This is a genomic window from Kitasatospora setae KM-6054 (assembly GCF_000269985.1).
Lineage (GTDB): Bacteria > Actinomycetota > Actinomycetes > Streptomycetales > Streptomycetaceae > Kitasatospora > Kitasatospora setae.
The window spans coordinates 4,668,290-4,690,656 of sequence record NC_016109.1 but is presented as its reverse complement, the minus strand read 5'-3'; the positions used below and the strand labels follow the sequence as shown (position 1 = coordinate 4,690,656).

At 75.3% G+C, this 22,367-nt stretch carries 21 protein-coding genes; 3 read left to right on the top strand and 18 right to left on the bottom strand.

Annotation, left to right across the window (positions count from 1 at the left end; translation table 11 throughout):
* Nucleotides 1-3: 3 nt before the first annotated feature.
* From KSE_RS20860 to KSE_RS20810, 11 genes are all read right to left on the bottom strand, one after another.
* Entirely contained in the window at nt 4-246 is a 243-nt protein-coding gene (locus KSE_RS20860; RefSeq protein ID WP_014137319.1) for an acyl carrier protein, read from the bottom strand.
* Nucleotides 227-1,747, bottom strand: coding sequence for a class I adenylate-forming enzyme family protein (locus KSE_RS20855; protein ID WP_014137318.1), 1,521 nt, complete (start codon nt 1,745-1,747; stop codon nt 227-229). Before KSE_RS20855 ends, KSE_RS20860 begins: the two co-directional genes overlap by 20 nt.
* Nucleotides 1,734-2,681, bottom strand: a complete 948-nt coding sequence (locus tag KSE_RS20850; protein ID WP_014137317.1) for an ACP S-malonyltransferase — start codon at nt 2,679-2,681, stop codon at nt 1,734-1,736. The genes KSE_RS20855 and KSE_RS20850 overlap by 14 nt, the downstream gene beginning before the upstream one ends.
* A 125-nt stretch (nt 2,682-2,806) precedes the next feature.
* Nucleotides 2,807-3,601, bottom strand: a complete 795-nt coding sequence (locus KSE_RS20845) for an ABC transporter permease (protein ID WP_014137316.1) — start codon at nt 3,599-3,601, stop codon at nt 2,807-2,809.
* Nucleotides 3,601-4,629: an ABC transporter ATP-binding protein gene (locus tag KSE_RS20840; RefSeq protein WP_014137315.1), complete on the bottom strand. Its 1,029-nt coding sequence runs from the start codon at nt 4,627-4,629 to the stop codon at nt 3,601-3,603. Before KSE_RS20840 ends, KSE_RS20845 begins: the two co-directional genes overlap by 1 nt.
* 96 nt (nt 4,630-4,725) lie before the next feature.
* A complete protein-coding gene (locus tag KSE_RS20835; protein WP_014137314.1) occupies nt 4,726-4,989 on the bottom strand; it encodes a type II toxin-antitoxin system Phd/YefM family antitoxin in 264 nt (87 codons plus the stop codon).
* Between the two features lie 63 nt (nt 4,990-5,052).
* Entirely contained in the window at nt 5,053-6,006 is a 954-nt protein-coding gene (locus KSE_RS38670) for a CU044_5270 family protein (RefSeq protein WP_014137313.1), read from the bottom strand.
* A 13-nt stretch (nt 6,007-6,019) separates the two neighbouring features.
* Nucleotides 6,020-6,610, bottom strand: a complete 591-nt coding sequence (locus KSE_RS20825) for an RNA polymerase sigma factor (protein ID WP_014137312.1) — start codon at nt 6,608-6,610, stop codon at nt 6,020-6,022.
* A 302-nt stretch (nt 6,611-6,912) separates the two neighbouring features.
* Entirely contained in the window at nt 6,913-8,520 is a 1,608-nt protein-coding gene (locus KSE_RS20820) for an LCP family protein (protein WP_014137311.1), read from the bottom strand.
* A gap of 386 nt (nt 8,521-8,906) precedes the next feature.
* Entirely contained in the window at nt 8,907-10,145 is a 1,239-nt protein-coding gene (locus KSE_RS20815) for an arginine deiminase (protein WP_014137310.1), read from the bottom strand.
* Nucleotides 10,146-10,452: 307 nt separating this feature from the next.
* Nucleotides 10,453-11,811 (bottom strand): basic amino acid/polyamine antiporter, encoded by a 1,359-nt coding sequence (locus KSE_RS20810; protein ID WP_231873395.1) that lies wholly within the window; start codon nt 11,809-11,811, stop codon nt 10,453-10,455.
* A 383-nt stretch (nt 11,812-12,194) separates the two neighbouring features.
* On the opposite strand from KSE_RS20810, the gene KSE_RS20805 reads away from it, so the two are divergent.
* On the top strand, nt 12,195-13,373 hold the full coding sequence (locus tag KSE_RS20805) for a UDP-N-acetylglucosamine--N-acetylmuramyl-(pentapeptide) pyrophosphoryl-undecaprenol N-acetylglucosamine transferase (RefSeq protein ID WP_014137308.1): 1,179 nt from the start codon (nt 12,195-12,197) through the stop codon (nt 13,371-13,373).
* A 35-nt stretch (nt 13,374-13,408) separates the two neighbouring features.
* On the opposite strand, the gene KSE_RS20800 is transcribed toward KSE_RS20805, so the two are convergent.
* The 3 genes from KSE_RS20800 to KSE_RS20790 all read right to left on the bottom strand — a co-directional run bounded on the left by KSE_RS20800 (nt 13,409) and on the right by KSE_RS20790 (nt 16,268).
* The gene (locus KSE_RS20800) at nt 13,409-14,020 is read right to left on the bottom strand and encodes a TetR/AcrR family transcriptional regulator (RefSeq protein ID WP_014137307.1); all 612 of its coding nucleotides are present in this window, start codon (nt 14,018-14,020) and stop codon (nt 13,409-13,411) included.
* Between the two features lie 230 nt (nt 14,021-14,250).
* Entirely contained in the window at nt 14,251-14,589 is a 339-nt protein-coding gene (locus KSE_RS20795; protein ID WP_014137306.1) for a hypothetical protein, read from the bottom strand.
* Between the two features lie 20 nt (nt 14,590-14,609).
* The gene (locus tag KSE_RS20790; RefSeq protein WP_014137305.1) at nt 14,610-16,268 is read right to left on the bottom strand and encodes a HoxN/HupN/NixA family nickel/cobalt transporter; all 1,659 of its coding nucleotides are present in this window, start codon (nt 16,266-16,268) and stop codon (nt 14,610-14,612) included.
* A 324-nt stretch (nt 16,269-16,592) separates the two neighbouring features.
* Between KSE_RS20790 and KSE_RS20785 the strand changes: the two genes are divergently transcribed.
* Together KSE_RS20785 and KSE_RS20780 are read left to right on the top strand one after the other, a co-directional pair.
* Nucleotides 16,593-18,038, top strand: a complete 1,446-nt coding sequence (locus KSE_RS20785) for a DUF4331 domain-containing protein (RefSeq protein ID WP_014137304.1) — start codon at nt 16,593-16,595, stop codon at nt 18,036-18,038.
* Between the two features lie 62 nt (nt 18,039-18,100).
* Nucleotides 18,101-19,408: a tetratricopeptide repeat protein gene (locus KSE_RS20780; protein WP_014137303.1), complete on the top strand. Its 1,308-nt coding sequence runs from the start codon at nt 18,101-18,103 to the stop codon at nt 19,406-19,408.
* A gap of 60 nt (nt 19,409-19,468) precedes the next feature.
* Here the strand turns inward: KSE_RS20780 and KSE_RS20775 are convergent, their stop codons facing one another.
* The 4 genes from KSE_RS20775 to KSE_RS42920 all read right to left on the bottom strand — a co-directional run bounded on the left by KSE_RS20775 (nt 19,469) and on the right by KSE_RS42920 (nt 22,158).
* Nucleotides 19,469-20,125 carry a fasciclin domain-containing protein gene (locus KSE_RS20775; RefSeq protein ID WP_014137302.1) on the bottom strand — a complete coding sequence of 219 codons (657 nt, stop codon included), beginning with the start codon at nt 20,123-20,125 and terminating at the stop codon, nt 19,469-19,471.
* Nucleotides 20,126-20,198: 73 nt separating this feature from the next.
* Nucleotides 20,199-21,794, bottom strand: coding sequence for a molybdopterin-dependent oxidoreductase (locus tag KSE_RS20770; protein WP_014137301.1), 1,596 nt, complete (start codon nt 21,792-21,794; stop codon nt 20,199-20,201).
* A complete protein-coding gene (locus KSE_RS38665; RefSeq protein ID WP_051055297.1) occupies nt 21,791-22,021 on the bottom strand; it encodes a hypothetical protein in 231 nt (76 codons plus the stop codon). Before KSE_RS38665 ends, KSE_RS20770 begins: the two co-directional genes overlap by 4 nt.
* On the bottom strand, nt 22,018-22,158 hold the full coding sequence (locus tag KSE_RS42920; protein WP_157850110.1) for a sigma factor: 141 nt from the start codon (nt 22,156-22,158) through the stop codon (nt 22,018-22,020). The genes KSE_RS38665 and KSE_RS42920 overlap by 4 nt, the downstream gene beginning before the upstream one ends.
* Nucleotides 22,159-22,367 lie beyond the last annotated feature (209 nt).

Genomic DNA, 22,367 nt, shown 5'->3' with positions numbered 1-22,367 from the left:
TCCTCAGATCCCGGCCGGGGCGGCGGTGCTGGCGCGCACGTAGCGCAGCAGGCCGGCCGGGGAGGCGAGCGCCGGGTCGGCGAGGGCGTCGGGGTCGACCTCGAAGCCGAACTCCTCCTCGATCGCCATCAGCAGGGCGATGGTGTGCAGGGAGTCGACGCCCAGGTCCACCAGCGGGGTCTCGGAGTCGGTGACCCGCACGGAGCAGGTCCGCTCGACGAGCTGGTCAAACTGCGACTGGTTCATGGCTGCTCCTCGGGGTGGTGGCGGTTTCGGGGGCCTCGGCGGCTTCGGCGGCCTCGACCAGGCGGCGGGCGGCGGCGCGGTCGGGCTTGCCGTTGGCGGTGAGCGGCACGGCGGCGATCGGGACGACCCGGTCGGGCATCCGGCTGTGGTCGAGTTCGGCGGCCAGCAGGGCGCGCACCCGGTCGGCCGGGACGCTGCCGTGCACGGCCAGCAGCAGCGGGGCGCCCTCGGGTTCGGGGCGGAGCGCGACGGCGGCGCTGACGCCGGGGATCCGCTCGGCGGCGTCCTCGACCTCGGTGAGGGCGATCCGGACGCCGCGGCGCTTGACCACGTCGTCGTCGCGGCCGACGAAGTGGAGCCGGCCCTCCTCGTCCAGCCAGCCGTTGTCGCCGGTGCGCAGTTCCAGGCCGCCGTCGGGGTGCGGGACGAACCGGTTCTGCTCGGCCATCGGGACGTTCCAGTAGCCGGCCATCACGGTGGCGCCGCGGACGGCGATCTCGCCGGTGAGCCGGGGGCCGAGCTCGGTGCCGTCGGGGGCCAGGATCCGGATCCGGTCGCCGGGGATCGGCGGGCCGACCGAGTCGGGGTGGGCCGCGTACTCGGCGGGGTCGAGGATGGAGATCCGCTTGCACTCGGTCATGCCGTACATCGAGGCGAACTCGGAGCCGGGGAACAGCTCCAGCAGCTCGGCGGTGACGGCCCGGCCGGGGCGGGCGCCGGTGTTGGTGAACAGCCGGACCTTCGTCGGCCGGTGCGCCTTGCCCTGCAGCAGGGTGAGGATCTGCGCCAGCGAGGGCACCAGCGGGACGACGGTGACGCCGGTCCGCTCGACCAGCTTCAGCAGTCCCATGTCGTCGCTGCGCCGGGCCAGCACCAGGGTGCCGCCGACCAGCGCGGTCATCAGGGCCTGGTAGAGGCCGTAGTCGAAGGAGAGCGGCAGCCGGCACAGCACCACGTCGTCGGCCCGGTAGCCGAGGCAGGCGTGCACCGCGTCGACGGCGGCGAGCATCTGCCGGTGCGGGCAGACCACGCCCTTGGGGCGGCCGGTGGTGCCGGAGGTGTAGATCAGCATCGCCACCGCGTCCTCGTCGGCCTCGGCCCGGTACGGGTCCTCGGCACTGGCGAGGACCTGCTCCCAGGCCCGCTCGACGTCCGTGCTGCGGGCGGCCCGGCGGCCGGCCGACGGGCGGCAGACGGCGAGCGCGGCGCCGCTGTCGGCGACGATGTGGTCGATCTGGTGGTCGGTCAGCTCGGGGTGGACCGGGACGAAGACGGCGCCGGCCCGCAGGGTGGCCCAGAACAGGGCGAGGAAGGCCCGGTCGTTGCCGCCGGCGTACACCACCCGGTCGCCGGGGGCGATGCCCTGGCCGCGCAGCCAGCCGACGGCGCGGTCCACGGCGGTGCCCAACTGGCGGTAGGTCAGGGCTCCTTGGGCGTCGATCAGGGCGGTGTGGGCGGCCCGCTCGGCGCGCGGGTACTCCAGCAGGTCAGACACCGGCATGGACGGACGCTCCTCGGCCGGCGGGGGCGGCCAGCCGCTCCCGGACCCGGGCGACGTCCCGGGCGGTGGTGACGGACAGCACGTCCAGCTCGGGGTGCTGGCGCTTGAGGATGCCCGCGAGGGTCTTGGCGGGCGGCAGCGAGACGGTCAGCTCCGGTGCCAGCGAGGCGAGTTGGGTCAGGCAGTGGTCCCAGCGGACCGGCCCGACCAGCTGCCCGACCAGCCGCCGGCGGATCTCCGCCGGGTCGGTGACGGACGCGCCGTCGGCGTTGGAGAGCAGCGGCAGCTCCGGCGCGGCGAACGGCACCAGGGCGGCGGCCTCCTCGAAGGTCTGCCGGGCCGACTCCATGTACGGGGTGTGGAAGGCGCCGGCGACGGCGAGCCGCTTGACGGTGGCGCCGGCCGGCGGGGCGGCCGCGAGCTGGTCGAGGGCGTCGGCCAGGCCGGCCGCGACGATCTGGCCGGGGCCGTTGAAGGTCGCCGGGAAGAGCCCCAACTCGCCTATTCGGTCCAGGACTTCACTCTTCTCGCCGCCGACCACGGCGGCCATCGAGGTGGGCGCCTCGGTGCAGGCCACCGCCATCGCCCGGCCGCGGACGGCGGCGAGGCGGACGGCGTCGGCGGGGCTCAGCACCCCGGCGTACGCGGCGGCGGTCAGCTCGCCGACCGAGTGGCCGGCGACGACCGCGCCGCCGGCCGGGACGGCGTCCTGCAGGGCGTGGTGGGCGAGCAGTCCGGCGGCCACCAGCAGCGGCTGGGTGTGCTCGGTGCGGGCGATCTCGGCGGCCGGGGCCCTGGTGCCGAGGTGGACCAGGTCGGTGTCGGCGGCCTCGGACCAGGCCTGCACCCGCTCGGCGGTGGCCGGGTCGCGCAGCCAGGCGGCCAGCAGGCCCGGGGTCTGGGACCCCTGCCCCGGCGCGATGAATGCGAACATGTGTTCTAACCCCCTTTCGGGTGGGGCCCGCGCCCGAGGAGGCGGGCGCCGGACGTCGGTGTGCTCTGCGGAGTGGTGCGCCGGCTACGGGCGGCCGGTGGACTTTCCGAGGTGTCGTGCGCCGGCTACGGGCGGCCGGTGGACTTGCGGAAGCGGCGGACCGCCAGGAACGAGAAGCCGGCGAACCAGGCCAGCAGGTTGAACACCGCGCCGGCCACGGCGGAGTGCTCCCCGTGGAAGGAGAAACCGTCGTTCAGCGGGTACCGGGCCAGCGTCGCCACCCCGTACATCGGGGTGTAGCGGGAGACCTCCAGCATCGTCCCGGTCAGCGGGATGAACAGGTTGCCCAGGAAGGCCAGCGCGGTCATCACCAGGCCGGGCATGTGCATCACCACGTCGGGCTTCATCGCCAGGCCCATCCCGATGCCGAGCGCGGCGAACACCGCCGAACCGACCCAGGCCACCAGCAGCGACACCAGCCAGACGTCCGCGTCGGCCTGCGCGCCGGTCAGCGCGCCCAGCCCGCCGACGATCAGCACCGGCACGCCCGCCATCAGCACCGAGCACAGCACCTTGACCAGCAGGTAGCCGGGCGGGGTGAGCGGACTCATCGCGATGGTCCGCATCCAGCCGACCGACTTCTCCACCGAGATGGTGGCGGCCGAACTGACCGCGGCGGTGGCCGCGCCGTACACGGCCTGGCCGATCATCATCCAGGCCGCGAAGTTGCCGTGCGGCAGGCTCGCCCCGCCGGACGGGGCGGTGCGGAACAGCGCCAGGTACAGCACCGCGGGCAGCAGCACCGTGAAGATCGTGGTCTGGCGGTTGAAGCGCCGGCGCAGCTCGTACCGGACGAAGGCCGGGTTCACCCCGTTGAAGACCGAGGTGCGGGCGGCGGCGGGCGCCGAGACGGCGGCCATCAGGCGTTCTCCTTCACGGGGGCGGGCGTCGCGGGGCGGGCCTCACGGACGGCGCGGGCCTCGCGGTCGGCGCGGGCCTCGCGGTCGGCGCGGGCGTTCTCGGTGATGGCCAGGAAGGCCTCCTCCAGGCTGCGCGGCGCGACCTCGACCTCGCGGGCCCGGGTCTCGCCGACCAGCACCCGCAGCAGCGCGTCCGAGTCGGCGCAGCTGAAGTAGGTGCGCTCGCCGCGCACCGAGGTGGCGCGCACCCCGGGCGTCCGGGCGGCCAGTTCGGCCTCGTACGGGCTGATCAGCGCCGAGACGGTCCGGCCGCTGATCGCCGCGCGGATCGAGGAGGCCGAACCGTCGGCCACCACGGCGCCCTTGTCGACCATCACCACCCGGTCGGCGAACTGGTCCGCCTCCTCCATGTAGTGGGTGGCGAACATGACGGTCGTGCCGCGCGCCGCGTCCTCCCGGACGGCCGCCCAGAAGTCCCGCCGCGCCACCACGTCCATGCCGGCCGTCGGCTCGTCCAGCACCAGGAAGTCCGGCTTCGGGAGCAGCGCCAGCGCGAACCGCAGCCGCTGCTGCTCACCGCCCGAGCAGGCCGCCACCCGGCGGTCGCGCAGCTCGGTCACCCCGGCCCGGTGCATGCAGCGCTCCGGGTCGGCGCCCGGGTGCAGCGAGGCCAGCATCCGCACCGTCGCCTCGACCGTGAGGTCCGGCAGCAGCCCGCCGGACTGCAGCACCGCCGCCACCCGGCCGGCCCGCACGGCCCGCTCCGGGTCCGTGCCGAACAGCCGCACCTCGCCCTCGTCCGGGCGGGTCAGCCCGAGCAGGATGTCGATCGAGGTGGTCTTGCCCGCGCCGTTCGGCCCGAGGAACGCCACCACCTCGCCCCGCCGGATCCGCAGATCCAGCCCGTCCACCGCGGTGAACACCTCGCCCTTGGCGTTCTCGAACCGCTTGACCACACCGGTCAGTTCGGCCGCCAGGGGTTCGGACGCCGTCCCCCTCGACGCCGTTCGGTCCTGATAATCCGTCATCTTCCGAGTCCTCACGCTCCGGCGGGGTCCCGCCTGCTGTGAGCACCACTCTCCCGACCGCCCCTATCCCGCCGAACCGCCCCGCCTATCCGCCCCCTATCCCCGATCGCCGCCGTCCCGCTCCCCGCCGCCGAAGAACCCGTCCGCCTCCGCGCGCCTCCGCGCCGCGTCGACCGCCGGAGCGGCCCGCCACTTGCGCCACAACTCGTCGACCGGCACGAACCGGCGGCGCGTTCCCAGCGGCCGCAGCTCGGCGATCTCGGTGCCGTTCCGGGTGACGTGGTAGGTCTCCCCCGCTTCGACGTCGTCCAGCACCGCCGTGGACCGGGCGGCGAGCTCCCGCTGCGTGATGGTCTTCATTCCTCCAACGCAATACGGCGTATCGCACTGCGCCCCGCCCCTGCACCCCTGCGCCCCGCGCGGTCAGGACGGCAGCCGGCCGGGGCCGTCGACGAAGGCGACGGTGCGGACCGCGCTGTTGAGCGCGACGATCGGCTTGCCGTCCGGGCCGTCGCCGAGGACGCGTTCGCCGAGGAAGGCGTGGGTCTTCCGGTCGAGGACGAGTTCGCTGCGGCCCACCCGGGGGTTGAACAGGGCGACCGCCTCGCCGGGGCGGCCGAGGGCGTCAGTGGCCTCCTCGACGTAGCCGATGCCCGGCAGCCGGGCCGCCGCCCGGAACAGCGCGGCCTGCTGGGCCGGCGGGCAGGGGCCCGTCAGCAGGGAGCGGATCAGGTCCCAGACGCCGACGTCGCGGGTCATCCCGGGGTAGCCGAGGTCGGCGTCGACGAACGGGTCCGCGCGCAGGATCTTCAGCAACTCCTCCGGATCGGTGGGCAGTTCGGCCATCCTGAGGTAGGAGGCGTTGAGCAGGCTCCCCGCGATGCCGTAGGGGTCGAGGGGGCCGCTCCGGTTCACGTACGCGCCGGACAGGCGGTAGGTGTTCGGCCGGGAGCCGTCGACGGAGATCCACCGCTCGCTGACCGTGGGGTCGTCCGGGAGGCTGGTGACGTCCAGGACGTCGATGTAGACGTACTGGTCCGGGCGCGGCATCGGCCCGTTCACCACCGCGTCGGCGGCGAGGTTCAGCACCGAGACCGCCTGCGCGCTGGACTCGCCCGCGCCCGGCCCCGCGAGCTGGCTCCCCGCCACCCCGGCGGTGAGCGCCAGCGTCATCGCCACCGCGACCAGCAGCCGTCGGCGCCCGCCCGGCAGCCCGCGGCGGGTGAGCGGGCGTCCCCGGGCCGGACGCCACCAGGACGGCCGGCGGGCGGCCGCGGCGGCGGCGACGGCCAGTTGCCGTCGGCCGCGGGAGCGTGCCGGGGCGGACAGCGGTGCGGTGTCGGCTCGGAACTCGGCGAGCCGGGCGATCTCGTCCATGGCGGGTCCTCCATCAGTGCGTCGGGTGGTCGAGCGCGGCGTGCAGCCGCCGGCGGGCCCGGTTGAGCCGGGAGCGGACGGTGCCGAGCGGGATCGCCAGCGCCTCGGCGATCTCCTGGTACGTCAGCTCGGCCCAGGCGAACAGCAGCAGGACGTCCCGCTCCTTCGCGGTCAGCCCGGCCAGCACCGCGGCGATCTCCTGCGCCCGGGCGCCGGCGCTCACCCGGGCGGCCACCGAGTCGGCGTGGTCCCCGGCGTCCAGCGGGTCGACGCCGCTGCGGGCCAGCGCCCGGTAGCCGGCCCGTTCGGTGCGCTGGTGGCGGTGCAGCAGGTTGGTCGCGATCCCGTACAGCCAGGGCCGGGCGTCGGACCGCTCCCGGTCGTAGCGGCCGCGGTGGCGGAACGCGGCCAGGAAGGTCTCCGAGGTGAGGTCGTCGGCGACCGCCGCCCCGACCCGGCGGGCCAGGTAGCGGTGCACCGCGTCGGCGTGCCGGTCGTACACCTCGCCGAACCGGTCCGGCGCGGCCAGCGACGCCCCGATCACCGCCGCGTCGTCCGCCCCGGGCTCCCCCGCCGTCGGCGCCACCGCCGCCCCCGGCGTCACCGCCGCCCCCGGCGCCACCGCCGCCACCGCCGCCCCCGGCGCCACCGCCGTTCCGGCCCTCACCGCCGCCACCGGTGGGCCCGGCGGGCCGTCGGCGGCACCTGGTCGGTCGTCCACATCGCGTCTCCTTCACGGCGGCCGGTTCACTGCTTCCACCCGCTATTGCCACCCCGACCGCCCCGGGTTCGGCGGATCCGGCCGGAAACTTCCTTTCTCCGCGCGGGAGTTCCGCCGTTCCGGGCCCGGAACGCACGGAGCCGCCCCGGCCGGGCGGCCGGGGCGGCTGTCCTGCGGGGGCGATGTCAGGGCGCCGAGACCGGGACGTCCTTGCTGCGGTCGAAGGCCTGGACCGGCGTCATCGAGCCCCGGTAGCCGGGGAGTTCGACGGTCTTGAAGTCGCCGACCTTCGTGCAGCCGCTGCTGTCGTCGGCGGTGAGCGCGTCGGCGCCCTTGAGCGCGGCCGACGGGTCGGCGGCGGGCTTCGCCGGCGCGCTCCCACCGCTGCTCGCGCCGCCGCCGCCCGTACCGGCCCCGGCTGCGGCGGCCGGGTAGGCGGTTCCGGACGGCCAGTCGGTGCCGATCAGCAGCTCGACCGAGGCGCCCTGGCCGGCCCGGACGGCGTCCGCGGGCAGGCCCAGCGCGTCGGCGACCTGGCGGGCGGCGGCCTCCTTGCCCGCCGGGTAGGTGACCGCGCTGCGGGCGGCGGTGACGGCCGGCCCGGCGGCGGTGCCCTTGCCGAAGCCCGCCTGCCGCAGCGCGTCGGCGACCGCCCCGGCCCGGCCGGTGACGCCGGTGCCGTTGCGCACCACGACGGTGACGCTGCCCCGGGCCGGGCCGGCCGCGGGCGGGGTGCTCGACGCGGTGGCGGGCGCGGTAGCGGCGGTGGCGGTGGCGGTGGCGGTGGCGGACGGGCCGGGCGCGGCGGCCGGGGCCTGCGGGTCGCCGGTGAGCGGGCGGTCGTCCCGGATCATCCGGAACAGCTGCGTCGCGTTCGGGCCGATCACCCGCCGGTCGGTGTCGGCCGGGTCCTCCACGACCTGCATGGTGGTGAAGGTGATCCGCTCGGACGGCACCTTCTGGACGTCCTCGCCGAGGCCGATCAGCTTGGTGACCCCGGCCAGCCCCGGGTCGACGGTGAGCGCCTTGGTCGCGGCGTCGGCGAGCGAGAGCAGCCTGCCCGGGTCGGTGAGCGTCCCGGCGCTCTTCAGCTGGCGGACCATCGAGGCGAGGAAGTCGTGCTGCGCCGAGGCGCGGCGGATGTCGCTGCCGTCGCCGAAGCCGTGCCTGGTCCGGACGAACTGCAGCGCCGCCATGCCCTGCAGGGTGTGCGTGCCCTTCGCCAGCTTGAGGTGCGAGTACGGGTCGTAGACGTTCTCGGTGACGCACACCGGGACGCCGCCCACCGCGTCCGACATCTTGATCACGCCGCTGAAGTCGACCTGCACGAAGTGGTCGATCGGCAGGTCGGTGAGCTTGCGGACGGCCGCCACGGTGCAGCCGGGGCCGCCCTGCAGAGTCGAGTTGATCATGTCGCGGCGGGCCTTGAACACGGACTTGCCCGCCTCGTTCCTGCAGCCCGGCAGGTCGGTCACCAGGTCGCGCGGGATGCTCATCACCGTCGCGTTGCTGCGGTCCGCGGCGACGTGCAGCAGCAGGTTGACGTCGGCGTTGGCGCCCTCCCCGCAGGCGCCGCCGATGGTGCAGTCCTCCGGGTTCGCGCGCGAGTCGGAGCCGATCACCAGCACGTTGATCGGCGTCCGGCCGAACGCGTCCGGCACCTCGTGGCCCGCGTCGCCCTCCTCGCCCGCGAACAGCGGCGCGTGCTGGATGTTGGCGTTCAGCCGGAAGTACAGGTACCCGCCCGCCCCGACGGTCAGCACCACCACCCCGACCACCCCGAACACCAGCACCCGCCGCCACCCCCGCAGCCACCGCCGGCCCCGGCCCCGCTGCCCCCGGCCGCGGCTCCGGCCCTGCTGCTCCCGCCGCCGGGCCGCCCGCCCACCGGGGCCCGTGCCAGCGCCGCCCGCGCCATCCGTGCCCGCGCCGCCCGAACGCTGCCTGGGCACCGCGCTCCCGGACCCGTCCTCCGCCACCCGGGCGGTACCGGCCTGTCCGCGTATCACATCGCACCCCCGTGGCCCGGCCGTTCCGGGCTGTCCACCCCTATAGACGCGCCTCCGTCCCCGGGTGTTTCACCGCCCGTCCGCACACACGTCCGCCCCCGGCCGGTACGCGGACGGTACGCGGACGGGGGCGGCGCGCCCGGGGACGGGCCTGCCGTGCGGACCGGGCGTCAGTAGTCCACCGGCTCACGGATCAGCGGACAGGTCATGCAGTGCCCGCCGCCCCGCCCCCGGCCGAGCTCCGCGCCGACGATGGTGACCACCTCGACGCCGGCCTTCCGCAGCAGCGCGTTGGTGGTGGTGTTGCGGTCGTACGTGATCACCACGCCGGGTTCGATCGCCACCGCGTTGTTGCCGCTGTCCCACTGCTGGCGCTCGGAGGCGTACACGTCGCCGCCGGTGCCGATCACCCGCAGCCCGGACAGCCCGAGCGCCTCGGCGACCACCTCGGTGAACGGCCGGGAGCCCTCGTCCACCACCTCCACGCCGGGGGCCCGGTCGGAGGGGTGGAGGGTGAAGGCGTGCACCCGGTCGACGATCGCCGGGTAGAGGGTGACCGTCTCGCGGTCGGCGAAGGTGAAGACGGTGTCCAGGTGCATCGCGGAACGCAGCTTCGGCATCCCGGCGACCACCACCCGTCGGGCCGCGCCCCGCTCGAACAGCGCGGCGGCGACCTGGGTGATGGCCTGCCGCGAGGTCCGCTCGCTCATGCCCATCAGCACCACGCCGTTGCCGACCGGCATGATGTCGCCGCCCTCGAAGGTGGACTGCCCCCAGTCCCGCTCGGGGTCGCCCCACCAGACGGTGGCGCCGGTGAAGTCCGGGTGGAAGGAGTAGACCGCCTTCATCAGCAGCGTCTCGTCGTGCCGGGCGGGCCAGTACAGCGGGTTGAGCGTCACCCCGCCGTACAGCCAGCAGGTGGTGTCCCGGGTGTAGAGGGTGTTGGGCAGCGGCGGCATCAGGTACTCGCGCACCCCGGTCGCCTCCCGCGCCAACGCCAGGTACCCGGACCGGAACTCCTCCGGCAGGTCACCGGTGGCCAGCCCGCCGATCAGCAGCTCCGCCAGCTCGGCCGGCACCAGCCCCTCCAGGTAGCCGCGGGTCCCGTCCACCAGCCCGAGCCCGACCTGGTCCGGAACGATCTTGCGGTCCAGCAGCCAGTCCCGGGCCCCCGGCACCGCCATCGTCTCCGCCAGCAGATCGTGCAGCTCGACCACCTCGACCCCGCGCCCGGTCAGCTTCGCCACGAAGTCGGCGTGGTCGCGCTGGGCGTTCTCCACCCACATCACGTCGTCGAACAGCAGGTCGTCGGCGTTGCCCGGGGTGAGCCGCCGGTGCGCGAGCCCCGGCCGGCAGACCAGCACCTTGCGCAGCCGGCCGACCTCGGAGTGGACGCCCAGAGCAGTCATCGAAACGGTCCCTTCGCAGCGGGGGTGTGAATGGGTGTCACGTCATAGGTGTCGCGTCATGGATGTCGCGGCACGTGTGTCCCGGCATGGATGTCACGACATCGATGACGTGGCACTTGGTGTCACGACACCGATGTCGCAACACGCGTGACGCGACACGGATGTCACGGCACACATGTCGCGACACACGTGACGCGTCATGGATGTCACGGCACGCATGACGCCACACCGATGCCGTGCCACCAGTTGTGACGACACCAACTGCCGCGTCACCGATGCCACGTCACCGATGTCGCGTCACGGAACCTCACGGGCTGATCCACCCCGCCGCCAGCGCCACCACGCCCAGCACCGCCCCGGCCACCGACACCGCCAGCACCACCGCCTCGCGCGGCGAGAACAGCCGGCGGCCCTGCTCCCGGCGGGCCATCACGAACAGCACCGTCGCGGGCGCGTAGATGATGAACGACACCAGCAGGTACGCCCAGCCCGCCGCGTACACCAGGAAGGCGGTGTACGCGGTGGCCAGCCCGGCCACCGCCAGCGCGGCCGGGCCCGCGCGGTCCTGGCGGGCCACCATGACCGCGTAGCCGGCCGCCAGCAGGTACGGGATCAGGCTGAGCGTGCTGGTCAGGTCGAGCGCGAGGTCGAAGGCGTCGTCCGAGAACGCCGTCACCACCAGCATCAGCTGCGAGAGCGCGGTGGTCAGCAGCAGGGCGGGGACGGGCACGTCCTGGTCGGTGGCGCGGGCCAGGAAGCGCGGCATGTCCTCGTCCTTGGCGGCGACGAACAGCACCTCGGCGGCCATCAGCGTCCAGGCCAGGTACGCGCCGAGCACCGAGACGACGAGGCCGACGCTGACCAGTACCGACCCCCAGGTGCCGACCGCCGCCTCCAGGACGCCCGCCATCGAGGGCTGTCGCAGTTCGGCGATCTCGCCCATCGGCAACAGGCCGTAGGACACGATCGTCACCGAGGCGAACACCGCGAAGACGCTCAGGAAGCCGAGCACGGTGGCCCGGCCGACGTCCGAACGCCGTTTCGCGTGCCGGGAGTAGACGCTCGCGCCCTCCACGCCGAGAAAGACGAAGACGGTGGCCAGCATCGTCCCGTGCACCTGGTCGTAGAGCGAGCCGGCGTAGGACGCGCCCTGGAAGTTGTCGGCGAACACGTCCGCGTCGAAGCAGAACAGCGCCAGCAGCACGAACACCAGGATCGGCACCAGCTTGGCGACCGTGACGACCCGGTTGATCATCGCGGCCTCCTTGACGCCGCGCCGCACCAGCAGGAAGAAGCCCCACAGCCCGACCGAGGAGAGCGCCACCGCGAGGGCCGTGTCCCCGTCCCCGAGCGCCGGGACGAGCGCCCCGACCGTCGACATGATCAGCACCCAGTACGTCACGTTGCCGACGCAGGCGCTCGCCCAGTAGCCGAACGCCGAGAAGAAGCCCAGGTACTCGCCGAACCCGGCCTTGGCGTACGCGTACACGCCCGCGTCCAGTCCGGGCCGGCGGACCGCCAGCGACTGGAAGACCAGGGCCAGCGTCAGCATGCCGGTGCCCGCGATCAGCCAGGCGACCAGCGCGCCCAGCACCCCGGTCTCCTGGGCGAACCGCCCCGGCAGCGAGAACACGCCCGCGCCGACCATCGAGCCGACCACCAGCATGGTCAGCGTCGGCAGCGCCAGCTTCGCCGCCCCGGCCTCCGCCTCGCGGACCGCCGCCCCCGCCGCCCCCGCCGCACCGGTCTCCCCGGTCTCCTCCGTCGCCACCCGCGCCGCTCCCTCTCGCCCGCGGACCCGACCGCCCGGCCGTCCCGCGCGCCGCCGCCGCGGGCGGAACGCTACCAACCGGGCGCACCTTTTCACCCGATACGCCCCGTTTCCGCGCGCCGCACCACCCGCACCCCCCCCCCCCCCCCCCCCCCAGGCCACCCCAGGCCGCCCCCGCACCGGCGCCCGCAGCACCGCCGCACCGCCGCCCGGAACCGCCGTAGGCTGACGACTCGTCAACCGGGTCGGACGGACCCGACGGCGGACAGGAGACGGGCATGGCGCGGACGAACCGGGGCGACGGACCACTGCGGCTGGTGGTCACCGGCGGCGGCACCGGCGGGCACACCTACCCGGCGCTGACCGCGGTGCGGGCGCTGCAGGAGCGGTTGGCCGCCGAGCGGCGGACGGTGGAGGTGCTGTGGGTGGGCACCGCGGCGGGCCTGGAGGCCCGGGTCGCGCCCGCCGAGGGGATCCGGTTCGAGCCGGTCGCCACCGGGAAGGTCCGGCGCTCCTCGAACCCGCTGAAGCTGCTCTCCCCGGCGAACGTCCGGGACATGTGCCGCGTCCCGCTGGGCGCCTGGCAGGCCCGCGCGCTGATCAGGCGCTTCGCGCCGGACGCGGTGCTGGCCACCGGCGGGTACGTGGCGGTGCCGGTCGGGCTGGCGGCGCGCTCCTGCGGGGTGCCGCTGGTGGTGCACGAGCAGACGGTGCGCCTCGGCCTGGCGAACCGGGTGCTGGCCCGGGCGGCGACCCGGGTCGCGGTCTCCTCGGAGTCGACCCTGCCGCTGCTGCCCGCCGCGGCCCGGCGCACCGCCGCGGTGACCGGCAACCCGGTCCGCCCGGCGGTGCTCACCGGACGGGCCGACAAGGCCGTCACCGCGCTCGGCCTGGACGGGTTCGACCGCGCGCTGCCGACCGTGTACGTCACGGGCGGGGCGCAGGGCTCGGCGCAGATCAACGGCCTGGTGTCGGCCGTCCTGCCGTGGCTGCTGGAGCACGCCAACGTGATCCACCAGTGCGGCCCGGCCAACGAGGCGGCGCTGCGCGGACCGGCCGCGGCGCTGCCGCCGCACCTGGCCGGGCGCTACCTGCTGACCGGCTACACCGGCGCCGAACTGCCGGACGTCCTGGCGCTGGCCGACGTCGTGGTCAGCCGCAGCGGCGCGGGCACCCTCGCCGAGCTGACCGCGCTCGGCAAGGCCGCCGTGTTCGTCCCGCTCGCCTCCGCCGCCGGCAACGAGCAGGCCCACAACGCCGCCCACCTGGAGAGCGCCGGCGCGGCCGTCGCCCTGCTCGGCACCGTCACCCCCGACCACCTGCGCACCGCGCTGGCCCCGCTGCTCGCCGACCCCGACCGGCGCGCCGCGATGGCCGACCGCGCCCGGGAGCGCGGCCGGCCGGACGCGGCCCAGCGCCTGGTCGACGTCCTGCTCGCGGCGATCGCCGCCCGCTGACCGCCGCTGACCGCCGCACCCCCGCACTGCCCCGCTCACCCGGTGGGCAGCTCGCAGCCGAGCTGCCCACTCGCGGTCTCGACCAGCAGCCGGACGGCGTCCCCGACCGCCATCGACGAGTTCCCGCTGACGATGTGCAGGCCCAGGCCGTCCTCCATCGCCAGCAGCGAGGCCGCGATGTCGTGCGGGTCCCGCTCGGTGCGGAACGCGCCGCCGGCCACCCCCGCCTGCACGATGCTCTCGTACAGCATCAGTTCGCGGTCCCACAGCGAGGCCATCAGCGCCGCGTGCGAGCGGCTGCGACCGGCCAGCGCGTGCAGCTCGTACAGCAGCCGACAGGTCGGGTCGCCCGGCCCGGCCGGCAGGCCCGACTCGAACGCCCGCACCAGCCGCCGGGCCGGGTCCGCCAGCTTCGCCACCGCCCGCATCCGGGCGGCCACGTAGCGGTCGACCAGTGTCCGGTGCAGCTCGTACACCAGGTCGTCGGCCTTCGCGTAGTGGTACAGCACCGCCCCCGGCGACACCCCCGCCTCGCTCGCCACCGCCCGCACCGTCAACGCGGACAGCCCGCTGCGCAGCAGCGCGCGCTCGGCCGCCTCGACGAGTTCTTCACGACGCTTCGCCGAGTGGCGACGGGGGGTGGTCACCCCGCCATCATCGCCCACCGCCGCTCGACAGCCGTCGGGCCCTGAACGGTCGGGGACGGTCGGGGACGGGACCCGTGGTGCCAGCCGGTGGGTCCCGTCCCCGCGTGTGCGCGTGACGGCCGACCCTGGCTGCGCGCACACCCTCCGTTCGCCGCGGCGGGGGCGCGGGCTTGGTGCGGACCCCGGGCATTCACCCGATCGGCGCAACGCGGGGTGCCGGCCGCCCCGGATCAGGGCTGGGCGAGATGGGTCGGGTCTCCGCCGAGGCGGGTGTAGAGCTGCTGCCAGGCCCGGTCGGCGGTGGTGGGCTGCTTCCCGTCGCAGTACGGGGTGCGGCCGTTGGCGGTGTAGTAGCGCAGCATCTCCAGCACCGCGCCGGTGTCGGCCTCCCGACCGGCGGTGTAGCGCTCGGCGGGCTCGCGGACCTGGTGGGCGCGGCAGGTGGGCGACGGGGTGGCGGGCTGGGTGTCGAGGCTGCCCCGTTCCGGGCCGCCGCAGCCGGCCAGCAGCAGGACGGGCAGGACGCCGGCGACGAAGCCGCGCAGGAGCGTGGTGGGGCGGGCGGACACGTGGTTCTCCTGAGGTGGCGTCAGACGGCGGAGGGCAGGCTGCGCAGCACCATGCCCGCGCCGACGGCGAGAACGAGCAGCGCGGTCAGCAGGGCGCTGTACGGAGCGAGGCCGCGCAGGCGGGCGAGGGCCGGATGGGCGGTGAGCCGCTCCGTGCGGCGGCCGAGGCCGACCAGGAGCAGGCCCGCGCCGGTCAGGGTGGCGGCCATGCCCAGCCCGTAGGCGAGCACCAGGGCGGTGCCGAACAGGGTGCGTCCGAGGGCGACGGCACCGAGCAGCACGACCAGCGCGGAGGGGCTCGGCACCAGGCCGCCGGCGATCCCCAGACCGATCAGCCGGCGCCGTTCGGCCCCCCGGTTCGGGGCGTGGGCGTGGTCGTGGTCGTGGGCGTGATGGTGGTGGTGACGGCCGAACAGGCCGTGCCGGTGGCCGTGATGGTCGTGGTGCTCGTGCCCGTGGCCATGCCCGTGCTCGTGGTGCTCGTGCCCGTGGTGCCCGTGCCCGTGCTGCTCGTCCCCGCCGCCGGAGTGCGCCGCGGCCCCGGCCGCCACGCCCGCCAGGACCGGGTGCGGTTCGTGCACGTGCCGGTCGGCGTTCTCGGCCGCCGGTGCCCGGTGGGCGCGGCGGGAGCGCAGGGCGTCCCGGAGCAGCAGCGCGCCGACGAGCAGGACGAGGGCGCCGCTGACGATGCCGAGTCGGGCGAGCAGGCGGTCTCCGGCGAGGGTGGAGACCGTGGTCAGCAGCAGGCCGGTGGCCAGGACGCCGGCGGTGTGGGTGAGGGTGACGGTGGCGCCGACGGTGAGCGCGTCGCGGGGGCGGCCGCGTCGCCCGGCGAGGTAGGCGGCCATGACGGTCTTGCCGTGGCCGGGCAGCAGGGCGTGGCCGGCGCCGAGGACGAGCGAGAGCAGGACGGCGAGCAGGCCCAGCGGCAGGGTGAGGTGCCGGGCGGTGCCGAGCGCGGCGAGGCGGGCGTCGAGGGAGGCCAGCCAGCTGCCCGTGGAACCGGTGGTCGGTGCGTCCGCGAGCGGGGCGGTGCCGGGGCCGGAGCCGGGGCGGGCGCGGAAGGCGGCGGCGGTGACGCCTTCCGGCCGGTCGAGCAAGTCCCTGGGGTAGTCGCGTAGTTCGCGGCTCACCGAGTCGGCCGGGACGTCGCAGGGGCCGAGCGCGGTGCCGTCGCCGCGGGCGGTGATCTCGTTCCAGCCGACCCGGGTGGGGTCGGTGCCGGTCTCGACGCGGAAGTCCGCGCCGTCCGCCGGGAGTCGGTGGTCGGCGTGCAGGCGGCATTCGAGGCGGCTGGTGGGCAGGCCGGCCGCGCCGTCCTGGTGGGTGGACGAGGACGAGGCGACCGTCCAGGCGAGGGCGGTGCCGTCGGCGGTGAGCCGGATCCGGCGGGCGGTGTCGTCGCACTGGCGGGCGGCGTGGGCGGCGCTCTCGGCGGCGTCGACGGTGCCGTCGTGGTCGGTGTCGGCGGCGGGCTGTTCCTGGAGGGTGGGGATCTCGGCGAGGTCGGTGACGGCGAGGGCGTCGACGCCGTCGGCCTCGACGGTGAGTCCGAGGTAGTGGTTGACCGAGAAGTTGCCGAGCGGGTGGGCCCGGGCGGACGGTGCGGCCAGCGCGGTCAGGGCGAGGGCCGCGGCGAGGGCGCCCCCGGTACGGGTCAGGGTGCGGTGGACTGCCACGCGGTGCCTCCGGGGAGCGGAACGGCGGTGGGCGCGGGCGCCCCGTGCGGGCTGGCGGCGCGGCAGGGTTTCGGCGCTGGGCCCGCACACTGTCGCGTCCGCCCGTTCGCCGTGTCCACCGGCACGGCCGGGCCGCACGGCCGGACGGGTGACCGCGCTGGGCCGCCCGGGTGACCGGGGCACGCCGGGGGGCTGTTCGCGGCGAACCGCACGTGACGGCGGAGGAGAGTACGTGTCGGCCGACCCGCCGCACGACATCCGCACGTTCCGCATCTCGCACGAATGCGAACGACCGTTCCTGACAAGGAAATCGGAGACTCCTTGATGAGCCTTCTTCGTCGATCCACGGGTCGCCGTTCCGCCGCCCGCGGGGCCGCCGTCCTCACCGCCCTCGCCCTCGGCATGGCCGGCACCGCCCTGCTCGGCACCGGCGCCGGCACCTCCGCGGCGTCCAGCCACCGCGAGGCCCCGCTGATCGCCGCCGACCCGCAGGTCGACAACACCGACCTGTACGCCTTCACCAGCCCCGACAACCCGGACACGGTCACGCTGATCGCCAACTGGCTGCCGTTCCAGGAGCCCAACGGCGGCCCGAACTTCTACCCGTGGGCGGACGGCGCGCACTACGACATCAACATCGACTCGCAGGGCACCGGCCACCCGGACGTGACCTACCGCTGGACCTTCCACACCGAGGACCTGCGCGGCACCGACACCTTCCTCTACGACAAGGGCCCGGTGAACAACCTCACCGACGACACCCTGCGCTTCCGCCAGTACTACACGCTCCAGGAGCTCCACCCGAACTGCGACCCGGTGACCCTGGTCGCGCACGGCCAGGTCGCCCCGTCCGACACCGGCCGGGCCTCGATCCCGGACTACGGGCGGCTGCGGCAGCAGGCCACCGTCCAACTCCCGGGCGGCGGGCAGACGGTGGCCACCCAGGCGGCCGACCCGTTCTTCCTCGACCTGCGGGTCTTCGACCTGCTGTACGGCGGCAACCTCTCCGAGGTCGGCCAGAACACCCTGGCCGGGTACAACGTCAACTCCGTCGCGCTGCAGATCCCGAAGAGCCACCTCGCGTACAAGGGCGACCCGACCCGCAACCCCGTCATCGGCGTCTGGTCGAGCACCGAGAAGCGGAGCCTGAAGCTCAGCCCGGGCAAGGCCGACCCGGTCGGCGACTACGTGCAGGTCTCGCGGCTGGGCAACCCGCTGGTCAACGAGGTCGTGGTGCCGGCCGGGCTGAAGGACGCGTTCAACGCGCTGCCGCCGTCCGAGGACCACAACCAGCCCGCCGTGGTCGCCAAGGTCCTCGACCCGGAGGTGCCCAAGCTCGTCCAGGCGATCTACGGCCTGCCCGCGCCCGCCGCGCCGCGCACCGACCTCCAGGAGATCTTCCTCACCGGCATCGCCAAGGCCGCGAACGGCCCGCTCGCCGTCGACCTCAACTCCCAGCTGATGAACCAGGACATCGACCCGAACCGGTTCGTCCCCGCCGAGGAACTGCGGCTGAACCTGTCCACCCCGGTGACGCCGAAGCCGGACCGCCTCGGCGTCCTCAACGGCGACTTCCAGGGCTTCCCCAACGGCCGCCGCCTCGGCGACGACGTCGTCGACATCGCCCTCCAGGTCGTCGAGGGCGCCACCCCCGGGAAGTTCGTCCAGGCCCTCGCCGCCGGCGACAAGGTCAACGGGCCCGACCGGCCGTTCGCCGCGACGTTCCCCTACCTCGCCCTGCCCTACGACAAGGCCGTCAACCAGAAGTGACCCCCGCGCGGCGGCCCCGGCGACCGGGGCCGCCGCCCGCTCCTCGTCGAGGGAACCCTGCCGTGCGCCGCCTGCCCCTGCTGCTCACCGCCGCCGCGCTGTGCGCCGGCCTCGCCTACACCGGCGGCCTCACCGACCACCCGGCCGCTCCCGCTCCCGCTCCCCCGCCCGCCACGACCCGCGCCGCGCCACCCGCCGGATCCGCCCTCGCCGCCGCGATCGCCGCCGACCAGCGGCACCTGCGCGCCCGCCCCGAGGACGCCGCGGCCTGGGCCCGGCTCGGCGGCGAGTACGTCGAACAGGCCCGGCTGACCGCCGACGCCTCGTACTACCCGAAGGCCGACGAGGCCCTCCACCGCTCGCTCGCCCTCGCCCCGGACGGCAACACCGACGCCCTCACCGGGCTCGGCGCCCTCGCCAACGCCCGCCACCTGTTCGCCGAGGCCGCCGAGCACGCCCGGCGGGCCCTCGACGCGGCGCCGCTGCACTGGCAGGCGTGGGCCGTCCTCACCGACGCCCGCACCCAGCTCGGCGACGACCCGGGCGCCACCGACGCCGCCCAGCACCTGCTCGACCTGCACCCGGGCACCGCGTCCTTCACCCGGGCCGCCTACGACCTCGAACAGCACGGCCGCCCGGACGACGCCCGCACGGCCCTGCGACGCGCCCTCGCCGACGCCTACGACCCCGCCGACCAGGCGTTCTGCCGCTACCAGCTGGCCGAGCTCGACCGGAACGCCGGCCGCGCCGAAGCCGCCCTCGACGGCTACCGGAGCGCCCTGGCCACCGACCCCGCGCACACCGCCGCCCTCGCCGGACAGGCCCGCGCCGAGGCCGCCCTCGGCCGCACCGACGACGCCCTCGCCCACTACGCGCAGGCCGCCGCGAAGGTGCCGCTGCCCCAGTACCTCCTCGAACTCGGCGAACTCCACGAATCCCTCGGCCACACCGCCCAGGCCGCCGAGCAGTACCGGCTGCTGCGCGCCGAAGCCGACCTGGCCGCCGCGAACGGCGTCGTCGACGACCTGGCGCTCGGCCAGTTCGAGGCCGACCACGGCGACCCCGGCACGGCCGTCCGACTGCTGCGGGCCGAGTGGGACCGCCGCCACAACGTCCTGGTCGCCGACGCCCTCGCCTGGGCGCTGCACCGCACCGGCGCCGACCGCGAAGCGCTCGACCTCGCCGACCTCGCCCTCGCCCACGGCTGGCGCAACGCCCTGTTCCACTACCACCGCGGCGAGATCGAGCGCGCCCTCGGCCGCACCGGCGACGCCCGCACCGACCTGGAGCGGGCCCTCGCCACCGACCCGGAGTTCAACCCCCTCCAGGCCCCGCGGGCCCGCTCCGCGCTGGCCGCGCTCAGCCGTTGACCCGCCGTCATGCCGAGGGCCCCGACCGGTTCCGGTCGGGGCCCTCGGTGCGGGGGCGGGTCAGGAGGTCGGCATCAGCACGGTGTCGACGATGTAGACGGTGGCGTTGGCGGTCTGCACGTTGCCGCACAGCACCTTCGAGTTGCCGTTGACGGTGAAGTCCGGCGTGGAGCCGGCGACGGTGAGGTTGCCGCCCTCCAGGGTCTTGTGCGTGCCGGCCAGCGCGTTCGGGGACAGCCGGTCGGGGGTGACGTGGTAGGTGAGCACCTTGGTGAGCTTGGCCTTGTCGGCCAGCAGCGCGTCCAGGTCGGCCTTCGGGACCTTGGCGAACGCGTCGTTGGTGGGCGCGAAGACCGTGATGTTCTGCGCCGAGTTGAGGGTGTCGACCAGCCCGGCCTGCTTGACGGCGGTCACCAGGGTGGACAGCAGCGGGTTGTTGGAGGCGGCGGTGGCGACCGGGTCCTTGGCCATGCCGCTGAACGACCCGGCGCCGTCCTTCGGCACGGCGGCACAGGCGCTGCCGAACGGCTGGTCGGCGGCCGTCGCGGCGGAGGCGGTGGCGGTGGCGCCGGACATCGCCGCCGACGAGGAGTCCGCGGCGGAGGCGGACGAGGAGCTGGAACCACCGCTGCTGCTGCACGCGCCCAGGGTCAGGGCCAGCGCGCCGGCGGCGAGCAGGGCGGTGAAGGTGCGGCGGTTGCGGACGGAAGCGGACATGGCGGATCTCTCCTCGGTGCTCGGATGAAGTGACGAAGTGACGAAGTGACGTGAAAGAAAGATTGACGGTCGGTCAGGTGACGATGACGACGGTGCTGTGCCAGCCCGTCGCCCCGGCGGGGAAGGGCGCGGCGCGGCTCTCGGGCTGCACGGCGCCGGTGGCGTCGGTGGCGCGCACCTCGATCCGGTGCGTGCCGGGGGCGGCCCCGCGCCAGTGGTAGGACCACTGGCGCCACAGGTCGGGCCCGGCGTCGGCGGCGAGCCCGGCCGGCTGCCAGGCCCCGCCGTCGATCCGGACCTCGACGGCGGCGACACCCCGGTGGGTGGCCCAGGCCGTCCCGGCGACGTCGACGTCCCCCGCCGGGACCTTGGCGAACGGGGCCGGGACCTCGATCCGGGAGGCGGTGCGGACGGCGCCGGTGCGGTCCCAGCCGCGCCGCACCCAGTACGGGTCGAAAGCGGCGAAGGTGGTGACCTCCAGGTCGACCAGCCACTTGGTGGCGGAGGTGTAGCCGTAGAAGCCGGGCACCACGCTGCGGCACGGGAAGCCGTGCGCGAGCGGCAGCGCCTCGCCGTTCATCGCCACCGCGAGCAGCGCCCGGCGACCGTCCAGCACGGACTCCAGCGGGGTGCCGATGGTCATGCCGTCCTCGGAACGCCCCACCAACTGGTCGGCCCCGGCCCGGACCCCGGCCCGGCGCAGCAGCGCGGGCAGCGCGGCGCCGAGCCAGCGGGTGGTGCCGACGTAGGGGCCGCCGACCTCGTTGGAGACGCAGGACAGCGTGTGGTCGAGCTCCTCCAGGGGTTCGCGCAGCAGGTCGTCGAAGCTGAGGAGTTGCGGCCGGTCGACCAGGCCGTGGATCCGCAGCGTCCAGTCCCGGGGGTCGATCCGGGGGATCGTCAGGGCGGTGTCGACCCGGTAGAAGTCCGCGTTCGGCGTGCCGAACGGGGACAGGCCCGGGACGTTCGGGTGGACGGCGGCGGGCAGCGGCGGCAGCGGGACGGCCGGCGCGGGCAGGCGGACGGCGTCCCGCGCGGCGGTGACGTCGTACCGGCGGTCGGTCAGCACCCGCCCGCCCACCCCGGCCAGGGCGCCCGCCGCGAGCGTCCCGGCGGTGGCGGCCAGCACCGTACGACGGCTCGCCGCCCCGCTGCCGTCCGGTTCCGCCCCCGCCGTCGCCCCCGCCCCCGTACGGCGCCACAGCCGGGCCAGCACCAGCACCGCGACCGCGCCGACCAACCCGGCGACCAGCGACGGGACGCAGTCCGCGGCCGACCCGCCGGGACGGGACAGCGCCGCCCAGGCCCCGAGACCGCCGAACACCCCGAACACCGCGGCCCCGGCGAACGGACGGCGCACCGCCAACAGGCCGGCCAGCGCGGCGAACAGGGCCATCGTCAGGTAGATCCCGCCCAGCAGCACCGGCTTGTCGTGGGTGCCGAAGGTGCGGACCGCGTACTCCTTCAACGGCGTCGGCGTCAGGTCGATCGCCGCCGCCCCCACCGCGATCACCGGCGCGCTACCGGCCCCGGTGGCGGACGCCGCCAACTCCCCCGCCCCGAGCGCCGCCACCGCCGCCGCCAGCCCGACCACGGCCGCGCCGGCCGCGCCGGCCGCCCGCGACAGGCTGCTGGCCCGTGCGGTGGAAGGAGTCGGTCGGTTGCTCACATCCCCGGTTCGAGCCCGCTCCGCCCCCGGATTGGTCGGACTTTCGCGGCCTTCGCCGCGGCGATCTGCCCGGCGGCGGCCATCCGGCCGACCAGCTCGACGGCGATGCCGGGAACGGCTTCGCGCGGGGAAAGCGCGGCCAGCGCCCTCTGGTGGCAGCGGGCGGCCCGGCGGGTGTCGCGGATGACGTTGGTGGCGACGCCCGACAGCCACGGCAGCAGGCTCACCTCCCCCCCGGTTCGACCCTGGCGCACAGCCGCCACGCCTCCAGGAAGGTCAGCGAGACCACCTCCTCGGCGACGTCCCCCTCCCCCGCCATCCGCACGGCGTGCCGGTACACCGCGCGGGCATGGTCCTCGAACACCTCCCCGAACGCCCCCGCGTCCCCGGCCCGTCTCCGAGCGCGCGTCGTTCTCCTCACACCCGTACCTGTCCGGCCACGTCCGGCCGTTGCCGCGACCTGCGCCACAGACGCACCCCGCCCCCCGAACTCCCGGACCGGTGCACCGCCGACGGGCCCCGACCACCCTGGCCGCCCGAACCGGGCCAGGCCGGGCCCGGCCGTCAGAAGAC